Source organism: Candidatus Sulfotelmatobacter sp. (assembly GCA_036500765.1).
In the GTDB taxonomy this organism is placed as follows: domain Bacteria; phylum Acidobacteriota; class Terriglobia; order Terriglobales; family Acidobacteriaceae; genus Sulfotelmatobacter.
Map to the genome: position 1 here is coordinate 108604 of DASYBM010000011.1, position 23146 is coordinate 131749.

20 protein-coding genes are annotated in these 23146 nt (G+C 56.4%); 9 read left to right on the forward strand and 11 right to left on the reverse strand.

Annotated elements, in window-relative coordinates:
* Nucleotides 1-70: 70 nt before the first annotated feature.
* On the reverse strand, nucleotides 71-931 hold the full coding sequence (locus VGM18_14075) for a c-type cytochrome (protein HEY3974130.1): 861 nt from the start codon (nucleotides 929-931) through the stop codon (nucleotides 71-73).
* A 6-nt stretch (nucleotides 932-937) separates the two neighbouring features.
* A complete protein-coding gene (locus VGM18_14080; GenBank protein ID HEY3974131.1) occupies nucleotides 938-1825 on the reverse strand; it encodes a ThuA domain-containing protein in 888 nt (295 codons plus the stop codon).
* 94 nt (nucleotides 1826-1919) lie between these two features.
* On the opposite strand from VGM18_14080, the gene VGM18_14085 reads away from it, so the two are divergent.
* Together VGM18_14085 and VGM18_14090 are read left to right on the forward strand one after the other, a co-directional pair.
* Nucleotides 1920-2879 carry a sugar phosphate isomerase/epimerase gene (locus VGM18_14085; protein ID HEY3974132.1) on the forward strand — a complete coding sequence of 320 codons (960 nt, stop codon included), beginning with the start codon at nucleotides 1920-1922 and terminating at the stop codon, nucleotides 2877-2879.
* Nucleotides 2880-2897: 18 nt separating this feature from the next.
* Entirely contained in the window at nucleotides 2898-4049 is a 1152-nt protein-coding gene (locus VGM18_14090) for a Gfo/Idh/MocA family oxidoreductase (protein ID HEY3974133.1), read from the forward strand.
* Nucleotides 4050-4071: 22 nt separating this feature from the next.
* Here VGM18_14090 and VGM18_14095 read toward each other — a convergent pair whose 3' ends face one another.
* From VGM18_14095 to VGM18_14120, 6 genes are all read right to left on the reverse strand, one after another.
* The gene (locus VGM18_14095) at nucleotides 4072-5298 is read right to left on the reverse strand and encodes an acetate kinase (GenBank protein HEY3974134.1); all 1227 of its coding nucleotides are present in this window, start codon (nucleotides 5296-5298) and stop codon (nucleotides 4072-4074) included.
* An 83-nt stretch (nucleotides 5299-5381) separates the two neighbouring features.
* Nucleotides 5382-7781 carry a phosphoketolase family protein gene (locus VGM18_14100; protein ID HEY3974135.1) on the reverse strand — a complete coding sequence of 800 codons (2400 nt, stop codon included), beginning with the start codon at nucleotides 7779-7781 and terminating at the stop codon, nucleotides 5382-5384.
* Between the two features lie 59 nt (nucleotides 7782-7840).
* Nucleotides 7841-8503, reverse strand: coding sequence for a DUF6629 family protein (locus tag VGM18_14105; GenBank protein HEY3974136.1), 663 nt, complete (start codon nucleotides 8501-8503; stop codon nucleotides 7841-7843).
* Nucleotides 8504-8588: 85 nt separating this feature from the next.
* Entirely contained in the window at nucleotides 8589-9518 is a 930-nt protein-coding gene (locus VGM18_14110; GenBank protein ID HEY3974137.1) for a hypothetical protein, read from the reverse strand.
* Nucleotides 9519-9854: 336 nt separating this feature from the next.
* A complete protein-coding gene (locus tag VGM18_14115; protein ID HEY3974138.1) occupies nucleotides 9855-10973 on the reverse strand; it encodes a VWA domain-containing protein in 1119 nt (372 codons plus the stop codon).
* A 167-nt stretch (nucleotides 10974-11140) separates the two neighbouring features.
* Nucleotides 11141-12724, reverse strand: coding sequence for a hypothetical protein (locus tag VGM18_14120; GenBank protein ID HEY3974139.1), 1584 nt, complete (start codon nucleotides 12722-12724; stop codon nucleotides 11141-11143).
* 337 nt (nucleotides 12725-13061) lie between these two features.
* Between VGM18_14120 and VGM18_14125 the strand changes: the two genes are divergently transcribed.
* From VGM18_14125 to VGM18_14150, 6 genes are read left to right on the forward strand one after another with little or no spacing between them, the layout of a single operon-like run.
* The gene (locus VGM18_14125) at nucleotides 13062-14075 is read left to right on the forward strand and encodes a hypothetical protein (GenBank protein HEY3974140.1); all 1014 of its coding nucleotides are present in this window, start codon (nucleotides 13062-13064) and stop codon (nucleotides 14073-14075) included.
* 11 nt (nucleotides 14076-14086) lie between these two features.
* The gene (locus VGM18_14130; protein HEY3974141.1) at nucleotides 14087-14491 is read left to right on the forward strand and encodes a hypothetical protein; all 405 of its coding nucleotides are present in this window, start codon (nucleotides 14087-14089) and stop codon (nucleotides 14489-14491) included.
* On the forward strand, nucleotides 14492-14938 hold the full coding sequence (locus tag VGM18_14135; GenBank protein HEY3974142.1) for a hypothetical protein: 447 nt from the start codon (nucleotides 14492-14494) through the stop codon (nucleotides 14936-14938).
* 54 nt (nucleotides 14939-14992) lie between these two features.
* Entirely contained in the window at nucleotides 14993-15769 is a 777-nt protein-coding gene (locus VGM18_14140; protein HEY3974143.1) for a hypothetical protein, read from the forward strand.
* A gap of 46 nt (nucleotides 15770-15815) precedes the next feature.
* Nucleotides 15816-16550, forward strand: coding sequence for a polyprenol monophosphomannose synthase (locus VGM18_14145; GenBank protein ID HEY3974144.1), 735 nt, complete (start codon nucleotides 15816-15818; stop codon nucleotides 16548-16550).
* Complete coding sequence (locus tag VGM18_14150; GenBank protein ID HEY3974145.1) at nucleotides 16547-17821, forward strand: glycosyltransferase; 1275 nt, start codon at nucleotides 16547-16549, stop codon at nucleotides 17819-17821. The genes VGM18_14145 and VGM18_14150 overlap by 4 nt, the downstream gene beginning before the upstream one ends.
* 15 nt (nucleotides 17822-17836) lie before the next feature.
* Here the strand turns inward: VGM18_14150 and VGM18_14155 are convergent, their stop codons facing one another.
* Nucleotides 17837-18466 (reverse strand): hypothetical protein, encoded by a 630-nt coding sequence (locus VGM18_14155; GenBank protein HEY3974146.1) that lies wholly within the window; start codon nucleotides 18464-18466, stop codon nucleotides 17837-17839.
* Between the two features lie 270 nt (nucleotides 18467-18736).
* Nucleotides 18737-19990: a tetratricopeptide repeat protein gene (locus VGM18_14160; protein HEY3974147.1), complete on the reverse strand. Its 1254-nt coding sequence runs from the start codon at nucleotides 19988-19990 to the stop codon at nucleotides 18737-18739.
* A 134-nt stretch (nucleotides 19991-20124) separates the two neighbouring features.
* On the opposite strand from VGM18_14160, the gene VGM18_14165 reads away from it, so the two are divergent.
* On the forward strand, nucleotides 20125-21060 hold the full coding sequence (locus tag VGM18_14165; GenBank protein HEY3974148.1) for a hypothetical protein: 936 nt from the start codon (nucleotides 20125-20127) through the stop codon (nucleotides 21058-21060).
* Between the two features lie 54 nt (nucleotides 21061-21114).
* Here the strand turns inward: VGM18_14165 and VGM18_14170 are convergent, their stop codons facing one another.
* Entirely contained in the window at nucleotides 21115-23115 is a 2001-nt protein-coding gene (locus tag VGM18_14170; GenBank protein HEY3974149.1) for an oligosaccharide flippase family protein, read from the reverse strand.
* Nucleotides 23116-23146: the final 31 nt, after the last annotated feature.

Genomic DNA, 23146 nt, shown 5'->3' on the forward strand with positions numbered 1-23146 from the left:
ATTGTGTCCCAGGTCGGCTCTGTCAAACCTCTCACCAGCATCGGCTTCTCGCCAACGCCGCCTTTGGCGTCTAACGCAAAGTTTGTAAATAGGCCATCAGGTTGTGAACGTCGGCATCGGTGTATTTACTGAACAATTCCACATGCGCTTCCACCGGAGCATCGACTTTGTAGCGCACATCGCGGGTTCGCCATGATCGATACACGCCGGATGCGTCGATGACTCCAACCGTAAACTCGTCCAGATATGCCAGTGTTCCGTCGATGGTTTCGCCGGAAGCAAGGGTGACCGTGACTCTTGACTTCGCGTGCTTCGGGTAGAGCATCTGCTTCTCGAGTTGAAGGCCTTCGTAGCGCGCCGCGATTCCGGCAAGATCCCCGGTCGGCGAGTGGCAGTTTGCGCATCCGCCGGCCCCGTTGAAGTACCGCTGCCCGGCTGCTGCGTCTCCGGTTTGGAGATCGGAGGCGTCCACACCTTTTCGGCCGCCGTTTCCTTTGCGTCCGGCGTTCGCAATGGCATTGTTTTGCTGCGTATGGATAAACGCCACCAGGCTGGCAATCTGTTGGTCCGACCGATCGAACGGTGGCATGCCCTTATCAGGGCGCCCATTGCGCACGACTGGGCCAATCTTGTCCCCGTCCATGTCCGCGGTGACTAACTTCGATCGCGTGAGATCGGGGCCGGTCTCTCCGCCGCCGGCATCGCGGCCATGACAAAAGGAGCAATCTTGCCGGAAAAGTGCTGCGCCACTCTGGACCAAGTCTGAAGGATAGGTTTGGGACGCGGGAGCTTCGATCGGTTTGATTTTGCTTCCCGCCGGCGTGCTGGGAGTGGGATTTTGCGCGGTGGCAAGGCTCAGGAGCAAAAGAGCGGCCAGCGGCGCATTCCAATGTAAAGATGAACGAAGAGAAGTTGCGCCAGGAGAATTCATGGCGGGCTAGTGCCCATCTCCCAACGTTTGCTGCCGCGGATGGGAACTAGTCGAACCCTCCGTCATTCCCAGCACCCATTTAATCGCTTCAAAATACATCTTACGGACGTCGGGGTCGTTCCAGGCTTCCTGTGTATGACCGAGCGTGGAGTAGAAAACCCGCCCTTTGCCGTACATTTTGGCCCAGGCCACAGCGAAGTCGTGGTCCGTTCTGTGCACGCGTGGGTTGTTGTCGTAGTTGAGTTTGGTAGGATCGAGACTGAGCAGAACGTTCACTTTTTCGCGCGACCATTCTTTCGGCTGATAGATCTCGTCATACTTAACGAAGGCCTTCGGAAAATGGCGTACCGCCGGGAAGTTCGGATCTTCATTAATAATCGGCGCATTGAACGTGAGCCAGGGGTGCTGGTCGAACCATCCGCCGATCATCTCGCCGTATTCCGGCCATTTGTAGTTGGTGTCGAGGGCGGCGTGAACGCCGACGAAGCCTTTGCCGTCGTCCTTGATGAACGCTATCATGTCTTTCTTCTGGCTGTCGTCCATGTCGAGCTCGCCTGTCGTGCTGACAAAAACCAGAGCATCGAAGTAGTCGAGCGTTTTCGCGTTTCTGCCCAGGTCTTTCTTCGTGATGAGTTCGACATCGGTGCGAAGCGTGGCGTCCCAAAGGCCGCTTTCACGACCCATGTTATAGATCGCCACCATGCCATCGGAAACCGAATCGTGCTCGAATCCTTTGGTCTGACCGATTACCAGAATGTGTTTAAGGCGAATCTGCTTCTCGTGGGGCGGAGGCGGGAGCGTAGGATCCACCGCGGGACGATCCTGACCAACCATCAACGTGGCGAGGATCGAAAAGAAGAGAACGGAGAATAGAGCTATTCGAGCTTGGCGCAAGGGACCTCCCTCAAAGGCATAAAGGTAACACAAGCAACTGCGATAGAATGGGCATCGATTTTAAGGAGACCGATTTTCAGGAGAACGGAAGCGTATGCGCGTTGGAGTCTTTACTCCTCTGCTGTCGCAGTTGCCCCTCACCGAAGTTCTCAAGAAGCTCGCGGTCCTTCACATTGAGACCGTTGAACTTGGCACAGGGAATTATGTTGGCGATCCCCATTGTAAGCTGGCGATGCTTGAAAATGCTTCGGCCCTGGCCGACTTCAGGAAGGTGCTCGCCGACCACGGGGTCAGCATCAGCGCGTTAAGTTGTCATGGCAACCCGCTGCATCCAGACCCGGCTCTGGCGAAACAATACCGCGAGGTGAGCCGCAAAACGATTCTGCTCGCCGAGAAGCTTGGCGTGGGCACGATGGTTGATTTCTCAGGATGCCCGGGGGACTCGCCGAATGCGATCGCTCCCAACTGGGTGACTTGTCCGTGGCCTCCGGAGTACCGCAAGGTTCTCGACTGGCAATGGAATGAGGTCGTCACGCCCTATTGGGTCGAGCACGCAAAGTTCGCTGCCGACCACGGCGTGAAAATTGCCGTAGAAATGCATCCGGGGTTTGTGGTCTATAGTCCGGAGACGATGCTTCGATTGCGCTCGATCGCAGGCGACAATGTCGGCTGTAACTATGACCCCAGCCATCTCTTCTGGCAGCAGATCGATCCCATCGCCGCTGTGCGCGTTCTGGCGGGCTCCATCTTTCATGTTCATGCCAAAGACACGCAACTCTATGCGGAGAATATGGTGCGCGCGGGCGTCCTCGACACTAAGCCATACACTGAGGAACGCCATCGCAGCTGGATCTTCCGCACTTGCGGTTATGGCCATGGCGAGGAGTGGTGGCGGGAGTTCGTCTCCATGTTGCGTATGTTTGGCTACGATTACGTGCTGTCCATCGAGCATGAAGACAGCCTGCTCTCGCCCGGTGAAGGATTGACGAAAGCGGCGAACTTCCTCAACAGCATCGTAATCCGCGAGCAGCCTGGGGCGGCCTGGTGGACCTAGGCGAAAGGAAAGCGACGGATGAAACCGATCAGAACCGCAATTCTTGGTACCGGCTTCATGGGCCGCGTGCATCTCGAAGCGGTGCGACGAGTGGAAGGCGTAGAAGCGGCGGCAATCGTCGGCAGAAACGCGGAGGCGGCACGGCGATTGGGCGCAGCGTTTTCCGTTCCACTGATTACGACCGACTATCGCGAAGTGCTGCGGGACCCTGGGATCGATGCGGTCCACATCGGTACGCCGAATGCGCAGCATTTTTCCATGGCCAAAGATGCGCTTCTGGCCGGCAAGCATGTGATTTGCGAAAAGCCTCTGACCACAACCGTGGCCGAGGCCGAGGAACTCGTATTACTTGCGGCCCGCCAGGAAGTACGCAACTGCACCTGCCACAATCTGCGCTACTACCCCATGGTGCAGCAAATGCGCCGCCTGCGCGAGGCCGGCGATCTCGGCGAGATTCTGGTGGTGCAGGGAACCTATTCGCAGGACTGGCTGTTGTATGACACAGACTGGAATTGGCGAGTTGATTCCAACGCTGGCGGACGCTCGCGCTGCATGGCCGACATAGGGACTCATTTTTTCGATATGGCGGAGCATATCACGGGACTGCGCGTGACCAGTCTCTGCGCCGACCTGCAAACAGTTCACCCCACACGCAAGCAGCCAAAGCATTCGGTGGAGACTTTTGCTAATAAGTTGCTGGGTCCGGAAGACTACATCGAAACGCCGATCGATACGGAAGACTTCGGCGCTGTGATTTTCCACATGGGAACCCGCACTCGCGGTTGCATGACGGCCAGCCAGGTTTCCGCCGGACGCAAGAACCGTTTCAGCCTCGAGGTTTATGGCACACGATCTTCAGTGGCGTGGAATCAGGAGCGCCCCGACGAACTATGGGTAGGCCATCGCGATGTGGCTAATGAAGTGTTCGTCAAGGACCCATCGTTGCTGAAACCTGGAGCACGCAGCTACGCCGATCTACCCGGCGGTCACAGCGAAGGCTACGACGACACATTCAAGCAGGTTTTCAGGCGCTTCTACGCCTCGATTGGCACTCCGGGCACGGCGCCCGAGTACCCGCAGTTCGTGGATGGACTACGACAACTCAAAATTCTGGACGCGGTGTTGGAGAGCCATCGAGCCCGGCGCTGGATCGATGTCCCCCTCGATTGAAGTGAGGTCAAACAAAGACAATTCAATCGCTGTAGTTCGTAGTCTCGCGCGCGAGCTTCCAGCATTCTCGCGCGATAGCCCAATCTTCCTGGGCTCGAATTACGAGGATTCGAACCCGGGAATCCGGGCCGCCGATGTCGGCATCGAGCGTAAGCTTCGCATTCTTTGCCGCATCGAGTTTCAGCCCAAGAAACTCCAGGTTGCTGCAAGTTGCCTGCCGCACTTCAGGCGAGTTCTCGCCAACTCCCGCGGTGAACACCAGAGCGTCGACCCCTCCCAAGGCGGCAACCATAGCGCCGATGCCCGCCTGGAGGCGATGAATGTAGATGTCGAAGGCCAGCTTGGCACGCGGATTATTTTCTTTGATGGCTGCCAATATTTGACGCATGTCTTCGGAAACGCCTGAGATACCCAGCAGTCCTGACTTGTGATTCAGGGTGTCATCCATTTTCGGGCCATCAATCTGATCCCGCCGCATCAGGTACGTGATAATTCCAGGGTCCACGGAACCAGATCGCGTTCCCATCATCAAACCTTCGAGAGGCGTAAATCCCATTGTCGTGTCAATGCTGTGACCATCCTGAATCGCAGCCAAAGAACAACCGTTGCCGAGGTGGCAGGTCACCAACTTGAGCGACTCAGGTTTTCTGCGGAGCAGCTGCGCTGCTCGCCCGGCACAATATTGATGATTGATGCCGTGAAAGCCGTAGCGGCGAATCCCCTGGCTGAACCATTCATAGGGCCCCGGATATATCGCAGCCGAGAGCGGCATTTTTCGATGGAAGCCGGTGTCAAAAACCGCAATCTGCGGCACCGAGCCCAGTAGCTTTTCAACGATCTCCATGCCATCGAGTTCGGCGCGATTGTGCAACGGCGCAAATGCCGACGCTTTTGCTATTCCGGCTTTCACTTCCGCTGTGATCAGGGCCGGTTCTTCATAATCGGGGCCGCCGTGAACCACGCGATGTCCAACCACATCAATCTCGGAAGGTGAGGAAAGGACCCGCTGTTGACCGCTCCACACGGACCCAAGCAAGTGCTCCACTGCTTTCGGCCGCGACATGGTTTCGAGCTGGCCCTGCTGCGACGCGCCAGCCGAAGTCTTGGCGACAAATGCTGCCTGCTCGCCATCCCACTCGATCTTGGCCTCCCAAAGACAAGCCGGCGGATCGCCAGGGAGACTTTCGCCCAGATCGTAAAGACAGAGCTTCTGGCTGCTGGACCCCGAATTGAGCACCAGAATTTTCATCGTGAGTGTGAGGGGTCGCTGGTCGTCAGTCGTTAGTCGTTAGCAATATCCAAACGACCGACGACCGACGACTAACGACTAGGTTAGTGCGGCCAGCTCCAATTTTTCACTTCCGGCACGTCGTCCCCATGCTCGTGGATATAGAGCTTGTGCTCTACCAGTTTGTTGCGTAGCAGTTGTTTGAAGTGCGCGCCGATGCTTCGCAGCCGAGGAACTCGGTCCACCACATCGCCAGCGAGATGATAGCGATCAAGATCATTCATTACGGTCATGTCGAACGGCGTGGTGGTGGTGCCCTCTTCTTTGAATCCGCGAACGTGCAAATAATCGTGGCCGTTGCGGCGATAGGTCAGGCGATGGATCAGCCACGGATATCCGTGATACGCGAAGATCACCGGAGTCTCAGTGCCGAACATGGAATCGAACTCGCGATCCGAAAGACCGTGAGGATGCTCGCTGGGAGACTGAAGCGTCATCAGATCCACCACGTTGACAACTCGAATCTTGATGTCGGGAAAATGCTGCCGCAGCAGATCGACGGCGGCCAGAGTTTCGAGCGTAGGAACATCTCCCGCGCACGCCATCACGGCATCGGGCACACTGCCCTGGTCGGTGCTGGCCCATGACCAGACTCCAATTCCGTTGGTGCAATGTTCGATGGCCGCGTCCATGTCGAGCCATTGCAGTTCGGGCTGCTTGCCGGCAACAATTACATTCACATAGTTGCGGCTGCGGAGGCAGTGGTCGGCCACCGAGAGCAAACAGTTGGCGTCCGGCGGAAGGTATACACGAACCAGGCTTGCCTTTTTATTCATCACAAAATCGATGAAGCCGGGATCCTGATGACTGAAACCGTTGTGATCCTGACGCCAGACGTGAGAGCTAAGCAGATAATTTAAGGACGAAATCGGCCGCCGCCAGGGAATTTTGTGCGTGGCCTCGATCCACTTCGCGTGCTGATTGAACATCGAGTCGACGATGTGAATGAAGCCCTCATAGCAGGAGAAAAAGCCGTGACGCCCCGTGAGCAGATAGCCCTCAAGCCAGCCCTCGCACATGTGCTCACTCAGAACCTCCAGCACGCGTCCGTCCTGCGAAAGATTCTCGTCAGTCGGCAAAACCGGCTCCATCCACTCCTTCTTGGTGACTTCATATAGGGCCTCGAGGCGATTGGATGCCGTTTCATCCGGCCCAAACACGCGGAAATTTCTGGATTCGAGGTTCAACTTCATTACATCGCGCAGAAAAGTTCCGAGAATTCTGGTTGATTCTCCGGTTTCTGTGCCCGGCTTTGACACCGGAAATGCATATTCTCGAAAGTCGGGCATGAGCAATGCTTTCAACAGCAACCCGCCATTCGCGTGCGGATTCGCTCCCATCCGCCGTTCGCCCGTAGGCGCCAACTCCGCCAGTTCCGGCACCAGTTTTCCAGCGTGATCGAACAGCTCTTCGGGGCGATAGCTCTTCATCCAGGTTTCGAGGATTTCCAGGTGCCCTGACTTCTCCATATCGGTCACTGGCACCTGGTGGGCGCGCCACGTGCCTTCCACCGGCTTACCGTCAACAAACTTCGGGCCGGTCCAGCCTTTCGGACTGCGCAGAACGATCATCGGCCACGCAGGGCGGTTGGTAGATCTCCCTGAGCGGGCTTCGTCCTGAATACCGTGAATCTCGTCGATGATATTGTCGAGCGTGCCCGCCATGAGTTGATGCATAACCTCTGGTTCGTGCCCCTCGACAAAATACGGCTTATAGCCATATCCGGCAAAAAGATCAACGAGCTGCTCATCATTGACACGGCCGAGGATCGTCGGATTCGCGATCTTGTAGCCGTTCAGGTGAAGGATCGGAAGCACGGCTCCGTCGCGTGCCGGATTGAGAAACTTGTTTGAATGCCAACTGGTGGCCAGTGGTCCCGTCTCGGCCTCGCCATCGCCGATCACGCAACAGGCCAACAGGTCGGGATTATCGAAGACCGCTCCATACGCATGAAGCAAGGAATAGCCCAGCTCTCCGCCTTCATTGATGGACCCGGGCGTTTCCGGGGCCGCATGGCTTGGAATCCCACCGGGGAAAGAGAATTGCTTAAACAGCTTTTTCAGGCCCTCTTCATTTTGTTGAATGTTGGTGTAGAGCTCGGTGTAGGTGCCTTCCAGATAAGTATTGGCCACCATGCCGGGGCCGCCGTGGCCGGGACCGCAGACATAGATCGTATCCAGGTCGTACTTCTTAATGAGTCGATTCAGATGAACGTAGATGAAATTCAATCCGGGGGTCGTACCCCAGTGCCCCAACAGCCGGGGCTTAATGTCTTCGAGCTTGAGCGGTTCGCGCAACAGAGGATTGGCATACAGATAGATTTGTCCGACGGACAGATAGTTCGCCGCGCGCCAGTAGGCGTTCATTTTGCGTAATTCTTCGGAGGCAAGGGGCTGAATGGAAGCGGAGGAAGTGGGGGAAACTGCGGAGGCTGGCGGGGTCATGAGAACTCCTTTCACCCCTATTATTATCACCGGATTGTTACTCTACTGTTGATGCGGTTTTACTTCGCAGCGGCGTACTGAAAAGGTCTTATTTTGCTGCTCTTCCAGAAGTAGGCGAGGATGATCACGCTGGCCACTGCCGCGTACGCGCACCACAAAGATGTGAATGCGTACCGCTTTACCGCCATCACAACCAGCAAGATCGCCATATTCGCGATTCCAAAGATCACCATATCTTTTATCTTGGAGAACAAAAGCGAACCGCACGTGGCGATCACATAAAACACTGCGACCGCAGTATTGTTTGTGGCGGCATTGGTATACACAATGCTATTGCCTTTGGTGGAGATCTCCGTTGGATAAGCGGTGAGTGCCCAAAGTATGTACAGCGTCGTCAGCGTTCCGACCACGAGAAACGGCAGCATCCGTTTTCGGCTTTTCGCGTTGGGTTCAAAGAGCAGGACGCTCAGCGGCAGCAGGAAGGGAAGCAATCCCTGGGCGTACAGCATGAAGGCCGCGCCCATGTTGTGCGTAATCTTCGGGGAGAGCATTCCATCCAGCCCTAACCATACGAAGCCTTCGATGAACTGGTGAATCGCAAACAGCGTAGGAAGAGATGCAAAGAGAAGTTCTCGCCGGTGCTTCACCCGAGTCAAGGTCGCCACGCCGACGGTTGCCAGGACTCCGCTGCCGACAAAATTCGCTGCCGCCGAAAAACACACGTTCGTGTTCCTCCGCACTAGCCTCGCGATGCGCTCAATCGAATCAGGCCCCGTCAGTATCGCACGGAGCGCGGAAGTCGCCGCCTTAGTGGCTGCACGAATGGGAAGAACGAAAGAATTGATAGCTGAAAGGTCTTGCGCTCATTGCCCTGGCCAGTTCGCTTCCTGCGTTATTCAAGGGCATGGGGTGGTCGATATTATTAAAAGCACTTCCCTCGAGACCAAAATAAAGGATCAGTCTGTTTCCGCGAGCGGCAAGCTCTCCTTTATGAATTCCCCGGGTATCGGCGAGCGTGATCGACCCGGCCGGCGCGGTGACATGAGCAATCTTCTCCGCACATACTTCATGCACCTCCCGGTCACTGAGATTCATTCGGCTTACCAACCGCTTCGTCAAAGGCCGGGTCTTTCTGTTGGGATTATGGGAGCCTTTCACAAAGACGAAATGCGGCGTCTCAAATGTTGTGTCGGTCAGATTCACGCCGACCTTTAACCAGCGCAAGCATCCCGAATCGGTGTGAAACGGTCGCGGGCGAAGTCCCTCCGTCAGGTAGTCGGTATCCCACCACATGTCAGGTTTGGTAATCACCGGGAAAACACCGAGATAGCGCGTTGCGACCGCCAGAAGATAGGGATCGCACAAGAGACGTTGCACATACGCGTTTTCCAGCAATCGCTCGCGCGGAATCAAATATAGGGAATGGCGAGGGTGCGCCGGGTCCATTCCATCGCTCGTCCCCTTCTCCGCGACGGGGAGAGTCGATAGGCTCCCAGGGACATGATCGCTCGGCAGCGGGCCATAGGTCGTGGTCTGTAGCGGACCTGACGAGGCAAGTTCGATCAGATTTTCAACCGCGTCCGGCTTGAGCCGCTGCGGCAGGACGGCCACGCCGTCTTCTTTCAGGGTGCGAGCAATCCCCTCGATACTGGGATCCAAAATGCCGGCGTTACTGATGAGGGAATCCGCATCCCAACCTAGTTTCAGGTCTGCCTCTTTTCGCTTGGATTCGAGCATGCGAAACAGAAAGTCATTCGACCTGCCGTCGGTATAAGCGTAGAGCTTTTGTACGATGAAGTTGCTCTCCGGCGCCGGCTCGCCAAGCCGCCAGTATCGCCAGGTGCCCCTGCCAAAAGCGCCGACACGACTCAAAGCTTCGCTCAAGTTTGGCATGCTCAAACCCCATTTCGCGGTCGTTTCGGCAAGTATAAACCTAGATTATTTTCCCTTAAAGCTCAGTTTGGAGTTGGGCGGATGATCTGACTCAGGGTGCGACGGGCCCACAAGCGGTGTCACCTTAACTTCTCGGAAGGCTGGTCAGACTTGGTAGCGCTAGCAGGTATTGTTCGCCGATTATTTAGGGGAGCTATTTCCGCTGTTTCCGGAATAATATCCGGTGCGGGTGGCCACGCGCAGTGGAGTGGATCCCTCGGTCGCATGAACTTCGATCGAATGATAGACGCCCGCTGTGTGTGGATTGGAGGAGTGGTAGCCGATTACGTATTGGCTTCGAATATCTCGCGCAATAGAACTCGCGATGGATTGGATCTCGTCGACACTGGCGGGAAAGAATGCCGCTCCCCCAGTCTGCGCGGAGAGAGTTATCAGAGATTGGCGGTCGCGATCGTTGCGCCACTCGTTCTGTTCGAGTGCAATCATGTAGAGGACCGGCCCATTCTTCTGCTGCAGCTTGCGCAGGACTTGCTGAAAGGTAGCCTGGCTGGCATTGTCGCGGCCGTCGGTAACGACCAACAGAACTTTCTTTTGCAATGGAGAGGTCTGGTTCAGGTGATCGGCGGCGCCAATAATCGCATCGTAGAGCGCGGTGCTGCCCTTGGTTTCAACTCGCTGTAGAGCCAGCCGCAGTTTGCCGACATCCTGGGTATAGTCCTGGTCTAGAAAAGCGTCGTCGCCAAAGTTGACGACAAATACCTGATCCTGGTCCTGACTGGCATCCACCAATTGCAGTGCGGCCTGGTTCACCTGAGCTCGCTTCGGCAGCATAGAGCCGGAATTGTCGATGAGAATTCCCAAGGCAATAGGGACGCGCTCCTTGCGGAAGGAAGTTACTCTCTGTGGTTTGCCGTCTTCGAAGACTTGAAAGCTTTCGCGGGACAGGCCGGTAACCGGCCGATTCTCAGGGTCAATGACGGTGGCATGCAGGATAATTTCCTCAACTTGTTTGCGGAAGACGAAGCCGTCTCCCTGAGTGTTTTGAGCCGGCGCAGCATCTGCCGGAGCGGAATCGCCGGGAGCAGCGTCGGCGGGAGCTGCCTCAGAAGAAGCAGCGCCGGAAGGAGTTGTGGGCGATGCCGTAGGATTAGGAGGAGGGGTCGAAGTTCGAGGCGGGCCCGGATCTTGCGCCAGCCCAGCGCAGACAAAGGCCAGCAGACACGCCAATACTCCCGCGGCGCTCCAACTCAGTACGCCGCAGCTTGGTACACGCCAGCCAGTGCGACCAGCCGACTTCACTCCTGACACTGTTATGGACAACAAGCCTCACATCCCCCTTTGGGATTGCTAAGGCACTAGATGAAGTTCGCCGAGACAGAGTTGGGTGTGAATCACGGGCCTAAAGGATTCACTGTAGAAAAAACGCGGCCCTCAAAGGGCCGCGTGGGGGGAGGGATCCGGAAATATCACCAGTAGCTGAAGTTCAAATTGTCCAGCCACACCGAGTAAGGATTCTGGGCGGAGTTACCATCCTGCTGATAGTTGACCGTCACCCCATACCACGAGCTGGGTGTGGGGCTTTCGTAGTAGTTCAGAGTTGAAGTCACTCCGTTCAAAGTGATCGATTGAAACAGAAGGTGGTCATCCGAGGTGCGCTGGACCTGGAGAACCAAGTGGTTCCAGGAGTTCGATATGGGGTTGCAGGCGACCCCGGTCGGATGCCAGGTGGAGCTGGGATCGTCCCAGATATCCCACTCATTGCCGCCGGCAATCCGGCACTCATGGCCCCAAATGTAAGAGTAGCCATTCACGAACTGGTTAATGTCGAACTCCAGCGCTTGTGATGTTCCCGCGTTCCCGACATAAAAGTAGACGTCGTAGGTGAAGTTGTGAAGATTTGGGACGATTGTGTGGTTGGTGTCGGGCATGCCCTGGGAGGAAAAATCTCCGATCAGGTGGTTATTCCAGAGTACGTCTGAATAAACGGTCTCTCCGCCGATGCTCATTTGCGAGGAGTTTCCGCTGCGCGAAGGCGAGGACACTTTCTGGGTCATCGACCAGGTCGTCTCTGGACCAGACGGAACGCAACTGCTGCAAATGTTGTAGGCCGAGGGCAGAAGGGCATATCCAGTCCATCCCGACTGCTGATGAAGATTGGTAAAGGTGCCCGAAGTAGAGCCGTTTCCGCCTACCGTGATCGTGATTGGAGTCGAGGCCGCACCGCCACACTTATCCCATTCCTGCACAACTGTGGAATATGTGCCGGGGCTAAGGCTGAGTTCCGTATTGAGTTCGGCACCTTGCACGGTATAGGCCAGCTTGCCGGGCGCGGTATAAATTCCCATGGAAGCGACGCCGGCCGAGCAAGAGGAGGTCGCTGAGGCTACGTACTGCACCGTGGAACTCACCGAGCTGTTGTTCTTGGGGTCGGTCACGGTTACCTGGCTGCCACCGCCGCCGGAGCCGCCGACTTTAATGGTGACGGGCGTCGAGGCGCCACCGCCGCAGTTATCCCATTCCTGCACCACGGTGTTGTAGGTGCCGGGATTCAATGTCAGGACCGTATTCAGGCTGGCACCCGACCCTTGGTAGGCCAGGGCGCCGGGCGAGGTGTAGATTCCCATTGCAGAGACGCCCTTAGAACAGGTCGTTGTTGAGCTTGCAACATATTGCACTTGCGTGGCTACATTCGCGTTATTCGCTGGTGCGCTCACCTGCACGCTTGAAGACGAGGATCCGCCGACGTAAATGGTGACCGGGGTCGAAGTGCTGCCTCCGCAGTTATCCCATTCTTGTACCGTGGTTTGATAGGTGCCGGGGCTGAAAGTGAGCTCGGTGTTCAGGCTTTTTCCCGGGGTGGTGTAGGCGAGCACGCCGGGGTAAGAATAGATTCCTATAGCCGAGATTCCCGCGGCGCAGTTGGTCGTAGCGCTGGCAACATATTGCACGGTTGTGCTGACATGGCTTCCGTTAGCGGGTGCGGAAACCGTTACGCTGGCTGAGGCAAGGGTGCCCAAAAACAAAGCAAGCGGCAGGGCAAACTTCTTCATCACGAATCACTCCCATTTTTAAGGAATTGCGAAGTGGGTCCTACAGGCTTTGCAGTATTTACGAAATCCTACGGATTTAGGAGATTGGACTCAAGCATTAATTGCCTACCCAAGGCACTCAGAAGTTCTACTACCCTACCCAAAAACTGCCCGCCTGAATGGTCGCATGAGCTACAGTCATCCCCCCAGAAATGCCACGGAGATCCTGCATTTTCATCATTTTAGACATCTTCCGGCTATTCCTTTCACATCTTACGTACACCTCAAGCGCGCTGAAGAGGACACGATAGAAGGTCCAGAGGACGCTGGGTACGAGGGTCAAAAAGGAGATACTGACGTGGAGTTGGCTGCGGTGGTAGTGGTTCCGTCAAAAGACGGTCTTATGGCAGCGGAAGATTTTCAAAGCCATGCCCCGGAAACCTTCGAGGATTCAGGAGCTTTCTGTTCCTCGCGTGTCCCTATTCTTGGCAACGACGTTATGCGGTCGTGGATGGAACGTGTGCGCAAGCTGGGAGTGCAAAACCTCTGGCTCACCTCCGGCTCGGACGAGAAGAGTCTGGGCTCTGAATTGTCCCGCTTAGCCCGTCAGGGAATCGATCGCCTCCTCGTCATTAAATTGAAGTCCTATGCGGAGATGGATCTAAGCGATCTGTTTCGATTTCATTGCAATAGCCGGAATTCGATCACGGAGGCCAGAGATGCTCGCGGGCATTTAGGGATCTCGTTGCTGGATCGTCTGGCACTGCGCGCGGCCGAGCGAAAATACGAATCCTCCGAGGTCCGATTTGCTGGCGGGCGCCCATATCACTTCAATGGGTACGCGAAGCGGATTTTGTCGGCGAAGGAAAGGCAGGAGCTGGTCGGAGATGCGCTGATCGGCGCCTGTGCCCTGCGACCTTCGGGAAAGCAGATTCGCGAGCAGGTATGGATCGGCGAAGGCGCGAGCCTTGCGGATTCCGTGCGAGTGATTGGTCCCACCTATATTGGAGCGCGGACCATCGTTAGAGCGGGAGCAACCATCGGTCCCCTCGCGTCAGTGGAGAGAGATTGCGTCGTGGATTGTGGAACTACGGTGGAACAGTCTACCGTGCTGCCAGACACTTATCTGGCGCCTGGCTTAATGATCCGGCGCGCGATGGTCGACGGTGCACATTTGGAAGATCTCCGCTCTGGCATAGTCGCCGATCTTCAGCCAGCAGGTTTGGGGAGCCGGATCGAGCCGGCGAAATCGCGTAAAGCCGAATCTCGCGAGGCTCTTCAGGATGTTTTCCCGCGCATGGATGGCACGCAAGACTGGGGTTTTGCAGCTTCCTCCACAGCATCGCAACCGTGGATTCAAGTGAGACTATAAGAGGTGCAAACGTGAAGGCTGAGACGCCAACTATCCTGACCTTTCCCTGCGCGCGCGGGGATCGCCGCGGGGAGAGAAAGGACTTGCTGGCGGCATTGCGCTTTGCCGGTTCCCCCGTAATTATTGATTTTTCAAGCTGTAAGACTCTGGATCATGAGGACATCAGCTTGCTGCTGGAGTGCCTGGCGCAAGTGGGAGGCCGGGATACGAAAGCGCTTTTGGTCGCGGGTTCTCGAGTGAACCGAGTGCTCTTAGATGTAACCCGGATTTCGTCGCTGGCGCCCGTTTTTAATTCGATGGTGGAAGCGCTCGCCTATCCTCAAGTTTCTTTGCCGAACGAAGCGGGAGGAATCGCAGGCCCGTGTACGGACCCCGAAGACGGGAGTGCCCATCAATCTCAAACTGGGAGTGCGTAAATGAATCCGATCGCTAACGGGTATTCAAAGTGCTTCTCGGTTTTTTTGCTCAGCGGGGCTGTCCTGGTTTCGAGCCACACGCCGCTGCTGGCGAACCCTCCTCAGTCTAGCTCTCCTCAATCTAATCAATCGACTTCCACCGAGCAAAAGCAGGACAATTCGTTGCCAGATGCGCCCCAAGCTCAGCCAGCACAGACGCCGGCGAATTCGCAATCCGCGCAAACTCCCTCCGGCGCCGCCGGGGCAAAAGCCGCCAACGTGAAAGGATCTCCGGCGGCCCAGCCGGCGGGTGCAGCGGTAGCGCCTCCACGTCAGCATGGTCATCGCTCGCTCTTGATCAAATTAGGATTGCTCGCCGGAGGCGGAATCGCTGTCGGTTCGGTGGTGGCTTTGTCGGAGAGAAACCAAGCCAGGCCGCCGGGGGCATCGTCAGCGACTCGCCCCTAGATGGCAACCACTCGAGCACGAATCGATAGCAGGGAACAGAGTCTTCGGCCAAATATGGGTTCCGATAAAACGACATCGCGAGTCGGCGTTCGACCGTTCCTGATTAGTTTCTCTGGAATCGACGGAGCGGGAAAAACTACGCAAATCGAGGAACTCGAGTCGTGTCTGCAAAAGGCGGGATTGCGCGTTGTCCGCCTCAGCTTTTGGGATAACGTCGCGGTGTGGTCGAATTTGCGCGCCGGCGTCGGCGGGCGGGCAGTGGAACGCCAGAAGACTCAGGCGAACGGGAATTTATTTGTCCCGAGAAATAATAAGCATGTTCGAAAATGGTATTTGACGGCGACAAGGTCGGGCTTTTATGTGCTGGATGTTGTTCGGCTGCGCCGCCTGCTCAGGAGCGAAGCGGTCCGGAAATCCGACGTCGTCATCTTTGATCGCTATGTATACGATCAAATCGCGAATTTCGATTCGCAATCATTTGTGGCTCGAAGTTATGGCAAGATGCTCTTAAAGCAGGCGCCCGTTCCCGATCTCGCGTTCGTGATCGATGCCTCGCCCGAAACCGCTTTTGCCAGGAAGCCGGAGTATCCTCTTGAATTCGTGCGCCAGAATCGGCGCAATTTTCTGCGCCTCCAGGAAATAGCTCCTGAGTTGATCGTCATTTCTGAAGGCGGACCCGAAGAAGTCAGAGGTGAAATTTATTTCCACATTCTGCGCTCTAGGCTTCTGGAGCGCGTTTCCAGCGAGGAAAATTCTCAACCTACTCCGGACCCCGTAGTCCATCAACAGAGTTCCTGTAGCGTGCGAAACGAGCCAACGGCGAGCGTTTAATTTCCATCCAAGGCTAGCGAGTTATTTGAAAGCGAGGCCTTGAGCGATGCCCGGGTTTTCCGAGAAGAGTTTTGCCCTGGTTGTGCCCACACTGAACGAAGCGGGAAATATCGACATATTACTGCACGAACTCACCAATGTTTTAAGCGCAACCGATTATGAATACGAAATCGTAGTCGTCGACGACGGCAGCACCGACGGAACGGTGGAGAAAGTTCGGGGCTGGGCAAAACAAGATCCGCGCATTCGCATTTTTTCCCGGGTGGGACAACGAGGTTTAGCGGGGGCGGTGCTGTATGGTTGGAGCCAATGCCGAGCGAACCTGCTCGGTGTCATTGACGCCGATCTGCAACACCCTCCTGCGTTGTTGCCTGAACTTTTGCAGGCTGCGGAATCGGCGGATATCGCCATTGCCAGCCGCTACGCCCGTAGCAACGGAACTAAGGGCTGGAATCCGCTGCGTTCGGCCGTGTCGCGTCTCAGCACGTTGGCGGCGGCGCCGCTCATTTCCAACAAAAAATTCCAGGTCACCGACCCCATGTCGGGCTTCTTCGTAATCCATAGCCGCTGCATCGAAGGTATGACGTTCCAAACGACTGGTTTCAAACTGCTGCTCGAAATTCTCGTACGCGGCCGCATCCGCAGCGCACAGGAAGTACCTTTCCAATTCGGGCTGCGGAGGGCGGGGGCCAGCAAGGCCAATGCGACCATAGCTTTTCACTATCTCCACCTTCTGGCCAGGCTCTCGCGGGATCTGGTGTTGCGTTCGAGTGAGCAGTGAAAATTGCGCTGATCACGTCATTTCCGCCCAGTCGTCATGCTCTCAACGAGTATGGCTTTCACGTAGCCGAGCAACTGCGGCAAGAGCGGTGCGTTGAGCTGACGGTGCTGGGAGACTATCTGTCGACTCCCGCCGATGAACTAGCCGGCTTCAATGTTGTCCGCTGTTGGGGCTTTGAAAGAAACGGCAATATCGCGACCCTGCTGCGCGCGATTCGAAAAGCGAAGCCTGACGTGGCCTGGTTCAATCTGGGCTTCGCCAGCTTCGGCTCCCGCCCTCTCTCCGCGACGCTTGGTCTGATCACTCCGGCCATAACGCGACTCAATGGCGTGTATTCGCACGTTACGCTGCACCAACTCTTTGAGACCGTTGACTTGGAGGATGCGGCAGTCAGCTCGCCCACTCTCTACCGGATGGGAGGGTGGCTGACCACACATCTGCTATTGACGGCGAACTCGCTCTCCGTACTCTTACCTGCCTACCGGCGCACTTTGGATAGCAAATATAAGCGCGGCCAAGTGAGCGTGCGCTCACATGGAATCTTCGCCGGCAAGCCGGACCCTCCGGATTTTTCGCGCCGGGGGAACCCGGATCATCGCATTCTGGCATTCGGGAAATGGGGAACCTATAAGCGTCTCGAGTTGCTGATCGAGGCCTTCGAGCAGGTGGCCGCAAAATTCCCCAACGTGAAGCTGGTAATTGGTGGTGGGGATCACCCCAAGACGCCTGGCTATGTGAAGTCGGTAGCGGAGCGTCATGCCAGCGATCGCATCAAGTTTCTGGGCTATGTGCCCGAAGCGGCGATCGCCGATTTGTTTCGTGAGGCCAGCCTTACTGTCATGCCATACACATCTTCGGCGGGCTCCAGCGGCGTAGCGCATCTCGCGGCGCAATACGGGGTTCCTATGATCGCCTCCAACATTCAGGATTTCCGGGAACTTGCCGAGCATGAAGGAATTGAAATTCGGTTTTTTGCTCCAGGCAATGCCGAGAGCCTGGCGGATCAGATGCTTCTGGCCTTGAATTCTCCGGACGATCTGAAAAGGATGGCCTGGCGGAATTACTCGGCTGGTGTGGCCATGAGCATGCCGCAAGTAGTGCGCGAATACATCCGCTCGTTCCGCCAGCAGGAACGCATTAAGCTGTTGCAGTTGGCGGCCACCATGCGTCGCAGAGGCGCACTCCAGAACGGGGGCGAGCTGGCTCGTACGGTGGGCGAGAAGATTCAAAAATGGCAGGATGAAGACGAGATTGCCACTCCCACCGCGTAGCTGAACTCTGGCCCACTACTGATAACTATTCGCACAAGGCAAGGTCCCGGTGGGCGTACCCGGTTCAATATTGTTAATCAATGTTGAATTTACAAGCGTGCCATTCTGGTAATGCTTCCATTGCCATTGACCGTAACCTTTTGCCAGAAAGAACTGTTCCTCGTTTGCGCAGTTCTGAAAATTACTGTCGCAGTTGTAGCGGTAATGCAAAATCCGTGTTGAGACTTGCCCGATGTTGCCCCCAGTATCCATCAGCACAGGAGCGTCAAGATCATTGACGGAGGTCTCAAGCTGGCTCGATTTGTAAGGGCTGCATGCCGCAAAATATTGGAAATTCGTATTCGCCACCTGAATTTCCGGTCCTGCTGTTTTGGGCGCCACACAGCGAGAGGCAATCGGAAGATCCTGGACAAAGCGCTTAAACGTAGTGTTGTCAGTCCAGGTGAGTTCGGTAGAGCGAATGTAGACATATTTCTGGTCGAATGCTTTCACGTCGAATCCATGCGCGCTCGTACTCTTCAACCAAAACCAATAACCGGTTGCGGCGAAGTCCTGGTTGGGAAACACTTCAGTGTAGATAGGATTCGGCTGTCCATTCATGAACTGGGCCCGACGGTTTTGCATGTTCATTGCAAAATACTGCATCACATCTTCCTGCCCAGTAGGACAGGAGAAGCCGTCAGCATTCGATGGTGGGGGCGGCGGGGGCATAATACCGCTGTTCCCGCAATTGCATAGCAAACAGCAAAGGACAACCACAAGAAACGACTTGAACAGGGATCCTGAACTGCACGGCATGACTACTTTTGAAACCCGGAATGCACCACAGAAGTTGCGGCAGAGCTTGTATCGGGATGAGAGCAGCGGTATTAAGACCGCCTTCGCCGGAGACAGCTTTATTGCTTCGGATCGACTCTAGGATTGCGGGTTTTGCGGAGGCACGGAGTCTGGCGGCTGATTTGGCGTCGTCTGATCTTGTTCCGAGCTGGGAGGCGGCAAGGGAGGAAGTTTCGGAGACTGCACGCCAATGGGAGGCACCGGAGTCGAATCCTCCGGTGGGGTCGCTGAAAGGCTATCGCGGCGCTTAAGTTCAATGGGCCGGTTGGCCCTGCGCTTCGCCTCTTGCACCGCCTTCAGCGTCGATTCCACGTCCGCCTGGTTAACGTCGGCAAGACTGTTGATCTGCCGGCCTTCAGCGTCACGGCGCGTGGAATAGCTTACTTTTTCTTTGGCATCCCGGCCGGAGCGCGCGGCCTCATAATACATTTGAGCGGTTTCGCGATCGCCCGCCAACTCGGCGATATAGCCGAGGTTATTCAGGGTGAAAGAATTCTGTGCGTCTTGTCGATAGGCCTGCAAGAAAAAATCGCGCGCGCCCGTGGGATTGTTGTCATTAAGTGCGGCCACGCCCCGCAGATTGAGGCGTGCGGTTGTTGCGTCAACTCCCTCCCCCCGGGCGATCTGCTCGCTGACCGCCTTGGCGTTGGATGCCGCAACCTCGCTGATCGGGCGGCCGCGCCATTTAAGGCGTGGCGTCACGATCACTCGCTGTTTGGAATGCAGGCTGGCTGCCGCCGAATATGCTTGCAGCGCTCCCTGAACGTCACCAATGGACTCCAGCGCGTAGCCAAGATTGTTGAGCAGAAAAGGATCATTCGGTCGGCGCGACAATTCAGACTGGAGCAAATTCCTGGCCTCGAAGACATATCCTTTTTGCAGCAGTACAATTGCCTGTTCGCTTACTTTATTAATCTCCATCGCGGAGTTTTGCGCGTGCAGAAAAACTTCATCCAGGTGCTTGCCTTTCAGATCGGCTTCCACCGACTGGTCGATGATCGCATCCGTATGGTCGCGAGCCGCCAGGGCATAGTAGCGCAGCGCGCGATCGGCATCGCCGTCCAATTCGGCAACGTACCCGAGATTGTTCAGAGTAAACGGATCTTCCGGATCCAAAAGGTAAGCCCGGTAAAATAACTTCTTTGCTTTTTCCTCATGCCCGTGCTTGAGTGCGGCGACCCCATCGCGGTTCAGCTTCTGGCTCGGGGTGGACACGTCTCGCTTCGGAATGTTGATCTTCAGGTCCCCCGCGACAGACAGAGTTGCACCTGCGAGAAACTGCGCCGCTAAGAATCCGGAAAATGCGACCACTCCCATCCTACGAAGCGCCATCGCTAGCCCTTGACCTTTCATCCTTATGAAGTTGCGACATTTATGATGTGGAAACGGGCCGTCCGGTTGGACTACAGGAAACACCCGATGCCTGGGTCGCATTCGGAAGTAGAAAATCTGGCATCTAAGCCGCGATGACAAGACGCCTCTGGGTATTGTTTGCGACATTCCTCTGGACGATGCTCTTAGTCGCTGGCAGCGCGCAGGCGCAGGGATCCACGCCAACGGCGCCTGTTTCTGAATCCGCGGCCAAACCCTCGGGGCCTTCCTCCTCGATATCCGGCCCATCCTCTTCCATATCCGAAGATCCCGATCGGAAGCAGACGGCTCCGCCCCCAGCCCTGTCTCCCACCGAGCTGCCTGGCGGCAAAATAGGTCTGGTGCGTGGTGTGGTGAAGCAAACCGATCCAATCCACGATCAACTGGTGATTCGGGCCTTCGGCGGCCGTGATGTCAAGATCGCCTTCGACCCCCGGACTGAGCTGCTTCCCGAGAATTCGCACATGCACTTGACCAGTATTCCCGCGGGAGCGGTAGTGTCGGTCGATACGGTAATCGACAATGGAAAGTTGTTTGCACGATCGGTGCGAACTGGAGCGTCGGGAACCACCGCAGTCGAACTCGATGGGAAGCTCATGAGCTACGACCCAACCAGATCACGGGTAATTCTGCGCGATCCTCTAAGCCCGGATGGTGTCTCGCTGCGCATTGCTCCGAGTACGGTGGTGGTCGATCAAGGGCACGCCTCATCGGTCCAATCGTTGTCGTCGGGCATGCTGGTGCGAGTATGGTTTTCAGCAAGCAAAGATTCCGTGAGTAAAGTCGAGATCCTGGCCAAACGCGGTGATTCCTTTGCGTTCCAGGGACGAATTATCTCCGTCGATATGCGCTCGCGCGTAGTGGCCCTTTCGAACGACACCGACCAAAGCGTCCGCGAACTGGCCTTCGGTTCTCTGGATTCCTCGACTCTCAGTCAGTTGCGCGACGGAGCCGCCGTCAGCATTCAGGCTGAATTCGACGGGGACCGCTACAACGTTCGCACTGTGCGACCCCTGACGCCGAATCAGTAAATCTCTGCCGGGTCGAGAGCAGTACGTCTCCCGTAGGCTTTGGCATTTCCGATTTCAATTAGTTTGAATCTCGGCCAGCTTTTCCCGCAGTCTCCGCGAGACAACAAAATCTCCGTCGTGAAAGATGTAACGGACGGTGTGGCGAGCATAGCGCATCAAGCTTCTCAAGTCCGTCTGGTGCCAGCAGCACGAGGTCATGTTCGGCGATAAACCGCAGAAGAAACGAAACCGCCGGTGTGCGGACTCGGAAATGGTGAGCATGGCTGCCGCCATGCGGTGATTTCCCTCGATGATCGTGAGCGGGTGGTATTGGTCGGTTCCGATCAGCAGCACCGCGTCGGGCACGCCGCTCGCGCGGAGATCGTTGGCGATCGCCTTCAGCTTGGTTAGAAACGGCGTGAGCTGCCCGCGATCCATCTCCGCCCCAATGCGTTCAACCATGTCGGTCAGATAAAAGCCTTTCCGTGCAAAGCGTCTCCATTCATTGCGCGGGAATGACTGCAATCGTTCCAGGTCGCGTGGCGTCATTTCGATCTCCCACCATTCCGTGTCGGCAGGCAATTCACGCCACATACGTCCTCGCCGGCGAAACAGAAGTGCGCGTCGAATCAGGTTTTCGTCGGGATTGTCCAGATCGCCCTGCTCCACCAGTTGCAGAAAGTCCTGTCGATAGGGATCGAACACGGGATGGTAAAACTCGCCTCGCAGGAATTCGGAAATGACCTCAGCTTCCGGCACGCGCCGCACGAGTTGAAAAGGCTCCCACGACAAGGCGAGGGCGTGTGCCGTGTCGCGCTCGCGGAACAGCGGGACGACGACACCTGCAAGCAATCCCGACATCACGAACATCTGCACCACAATTACCTGAGAAAGGGAAGCGTGATACCACCAGATGCCCACGGTCAGCAGAACGCTGGCGCCCAACTGTACCCACGCTGCGGGACCGATACGCCGCGAGATTTCGTACATCATCACGACCACGGCGATGGAGTAGATTGCGGTCATGACCGCGTATTGAGTCAGGAGCTTGGAGAACGACCCCACCGCGCCCAGCAGGAACGCTTTGCCCAGCAGCACGATCCACACCGACTCTGGGGCGAGAGCGACGGCGGCAATAAACAAAGATGTGAGAGTGGCCACCAGGAGCACGGCGGTGTATAGCACCGAACGTCCTGCCACGCGATTCGTCTGGCTGGCCGATACGGGAAACATGCTGCTCACCACCGACCACGACAACATGAACACAACCCGTCCGACCAGAGCCACGGCGGCGTAGATTCCAGCTTCCGGTGGCGGGAAGAAATGCTTCACCAAGAGGATATCGAGGTTACTCAGAATTACCTGTCCGATGAAGTACATGATGGCCTGCATGCCTTCGCCAAAGGGAGCGATTTTGATCAATCCCGGCATCGCCCGGTACTCGGCTCCCGGCATGCCGACAAGGTAAGCGGCGACGATGGAGAGCATGACGGCAAACATCACACCTGTGACACCCATTCCCAATTTCAGGAACAGAAGTGCGCCGCCAAACTTCACCGCTACTTCCGCGACCACATTGACACCCAGGCTGCCAAAGTCGCAACAGCCCTGCATTCGGCCGCGGCGAACTCCAAGGGGAACGTAGACTCCGGTCGCGATAGCCAGCAATAGCAGGTCGTGTCGTTGCGGCAGATTGAAATACGAAGCCAGGTAGGCACTGAATGCGGCGATGAGTACGGCTATGCCCAGTCCCGCCTGCCAGGCGCGGCGCAGCATGGTGGCGTAAATTTGGGTGCGGGCCAGCGTTTCCGAGTGCCGCGCAATAAATTTCGACGCCACGATCTGGAACGACAAGCTGACCGCCGACATCATCATGAGAAGCGTGTATAAAGCCGAGGCGTGACCAAAACCCGAAGCGCCGAGCATGCGCGCTACCAGAAGGTTGTAGAGCAGGTTCGTGGCGGCCACCATCCCGCTGCTGACCAACAAGATGACGCTGCCGCGCACGACCGGACCGCGCCAAACCTCCCAGTAGATTTGCTTTGTGGTCAATTGCGTATGTGGAATTGTGCTCATCGGGAAACTTTGGTCCTCAATTGGCCCTGCT

Coding starts and splice junctions, on each gene's coding strand:
- VGM18_14085 (HEY3974132.1), top strand. CDS start 1,920: ATGCGCGTTGGAGTCTTTACTCCTCTGCTGTCGCAGTTGCCCCTCACC.
- VGM18_14110 (HEY3974137.1), bottom strand. CDS start 9,518: ATGCTCGAATCCAAGCGAAAAGAGGCAGACCTGAAACTAGGTTGGGAT.
- VGM18_14090 (HEY3974133.1), top strand. CDS start 2,898: ATGAAACCGATCAGAACCGCAATTCTTGGTACCGGCTTCATGGGCCGC.
- VGM18_14160 (HEY3974147.1), bottom strand. CDS start 19,990: ATGGCGCTTCGTAGGATGGGAGTGGTCGCATTTTCCGGATTCTTAGCG.
- VGM18_14095 (HEY3974134.1), bottom strand. CDS start 5,298: ATGAAAATTCTGGTGCTCAATTCGGGGTCCAGCAGCCAGAAGCTCTGT.
- VGM18_14170 (HEY3974149.1), bottom strand. CDS start 23,115: ATGAGCACAATTCCACATACGCAATTGACCACAAAGCAAATCTACTGG.
- VGM18_14165 (HEY3974148.1), top strand. CDS start 20,125: ATGACAAGACGCCTCTGGGTATTGTTTGCGACATTCCTCTGGACGATG.
- VGM18_14100 (HEY3974135.1), bottom strand. CDS start 7,781: ATGACCCCGCCAGCCTCCGCAGTTTCCCCCACTTCCTCCGCTTCCATT.
- VGM18_14140 (HEY3974143.1), top strand. CDS start 14,993: ATGGGTTCCGATAAAACGACATCGCGAGTCGGCGTTCGACCGTTCCTG.
- VGM18_14135 (HEY3974142.1), top strand. CDS start 14,492: ATGAATCCGATCGCTAACGGGTATTCAAAGTGCTTCTCGGTTTTTTTG.
- VGM18_14155 (HEY3974146.1), bottom strand. CDS start 18,466: ATGCAGTATTTTGCAATGAACATGCAAAACCGTCGGGCCCAGTTCATG.
- VGM18_14120 (HEY3974139.1), bottom strand. CDS start 12,724: ATGAAGAAGTTTGCCCTGCCGCTTGCTTTGTTTTTGGGCACCCTTGCC.
- VGM18_14145 (HEY3974144.1), top strand. CDS start 15,816: ATGCCCGGGTTTTCCGAGAAGAGTTTTGCCCTGGTTGTGCCCACACTG.
- VGM18_14075 (HEY3974130.1), bottom strand. CDS start 931: ATGAATTCTCCTGGCGCAACTTCTCTTCGTTCATCTTTACATTGGAAT.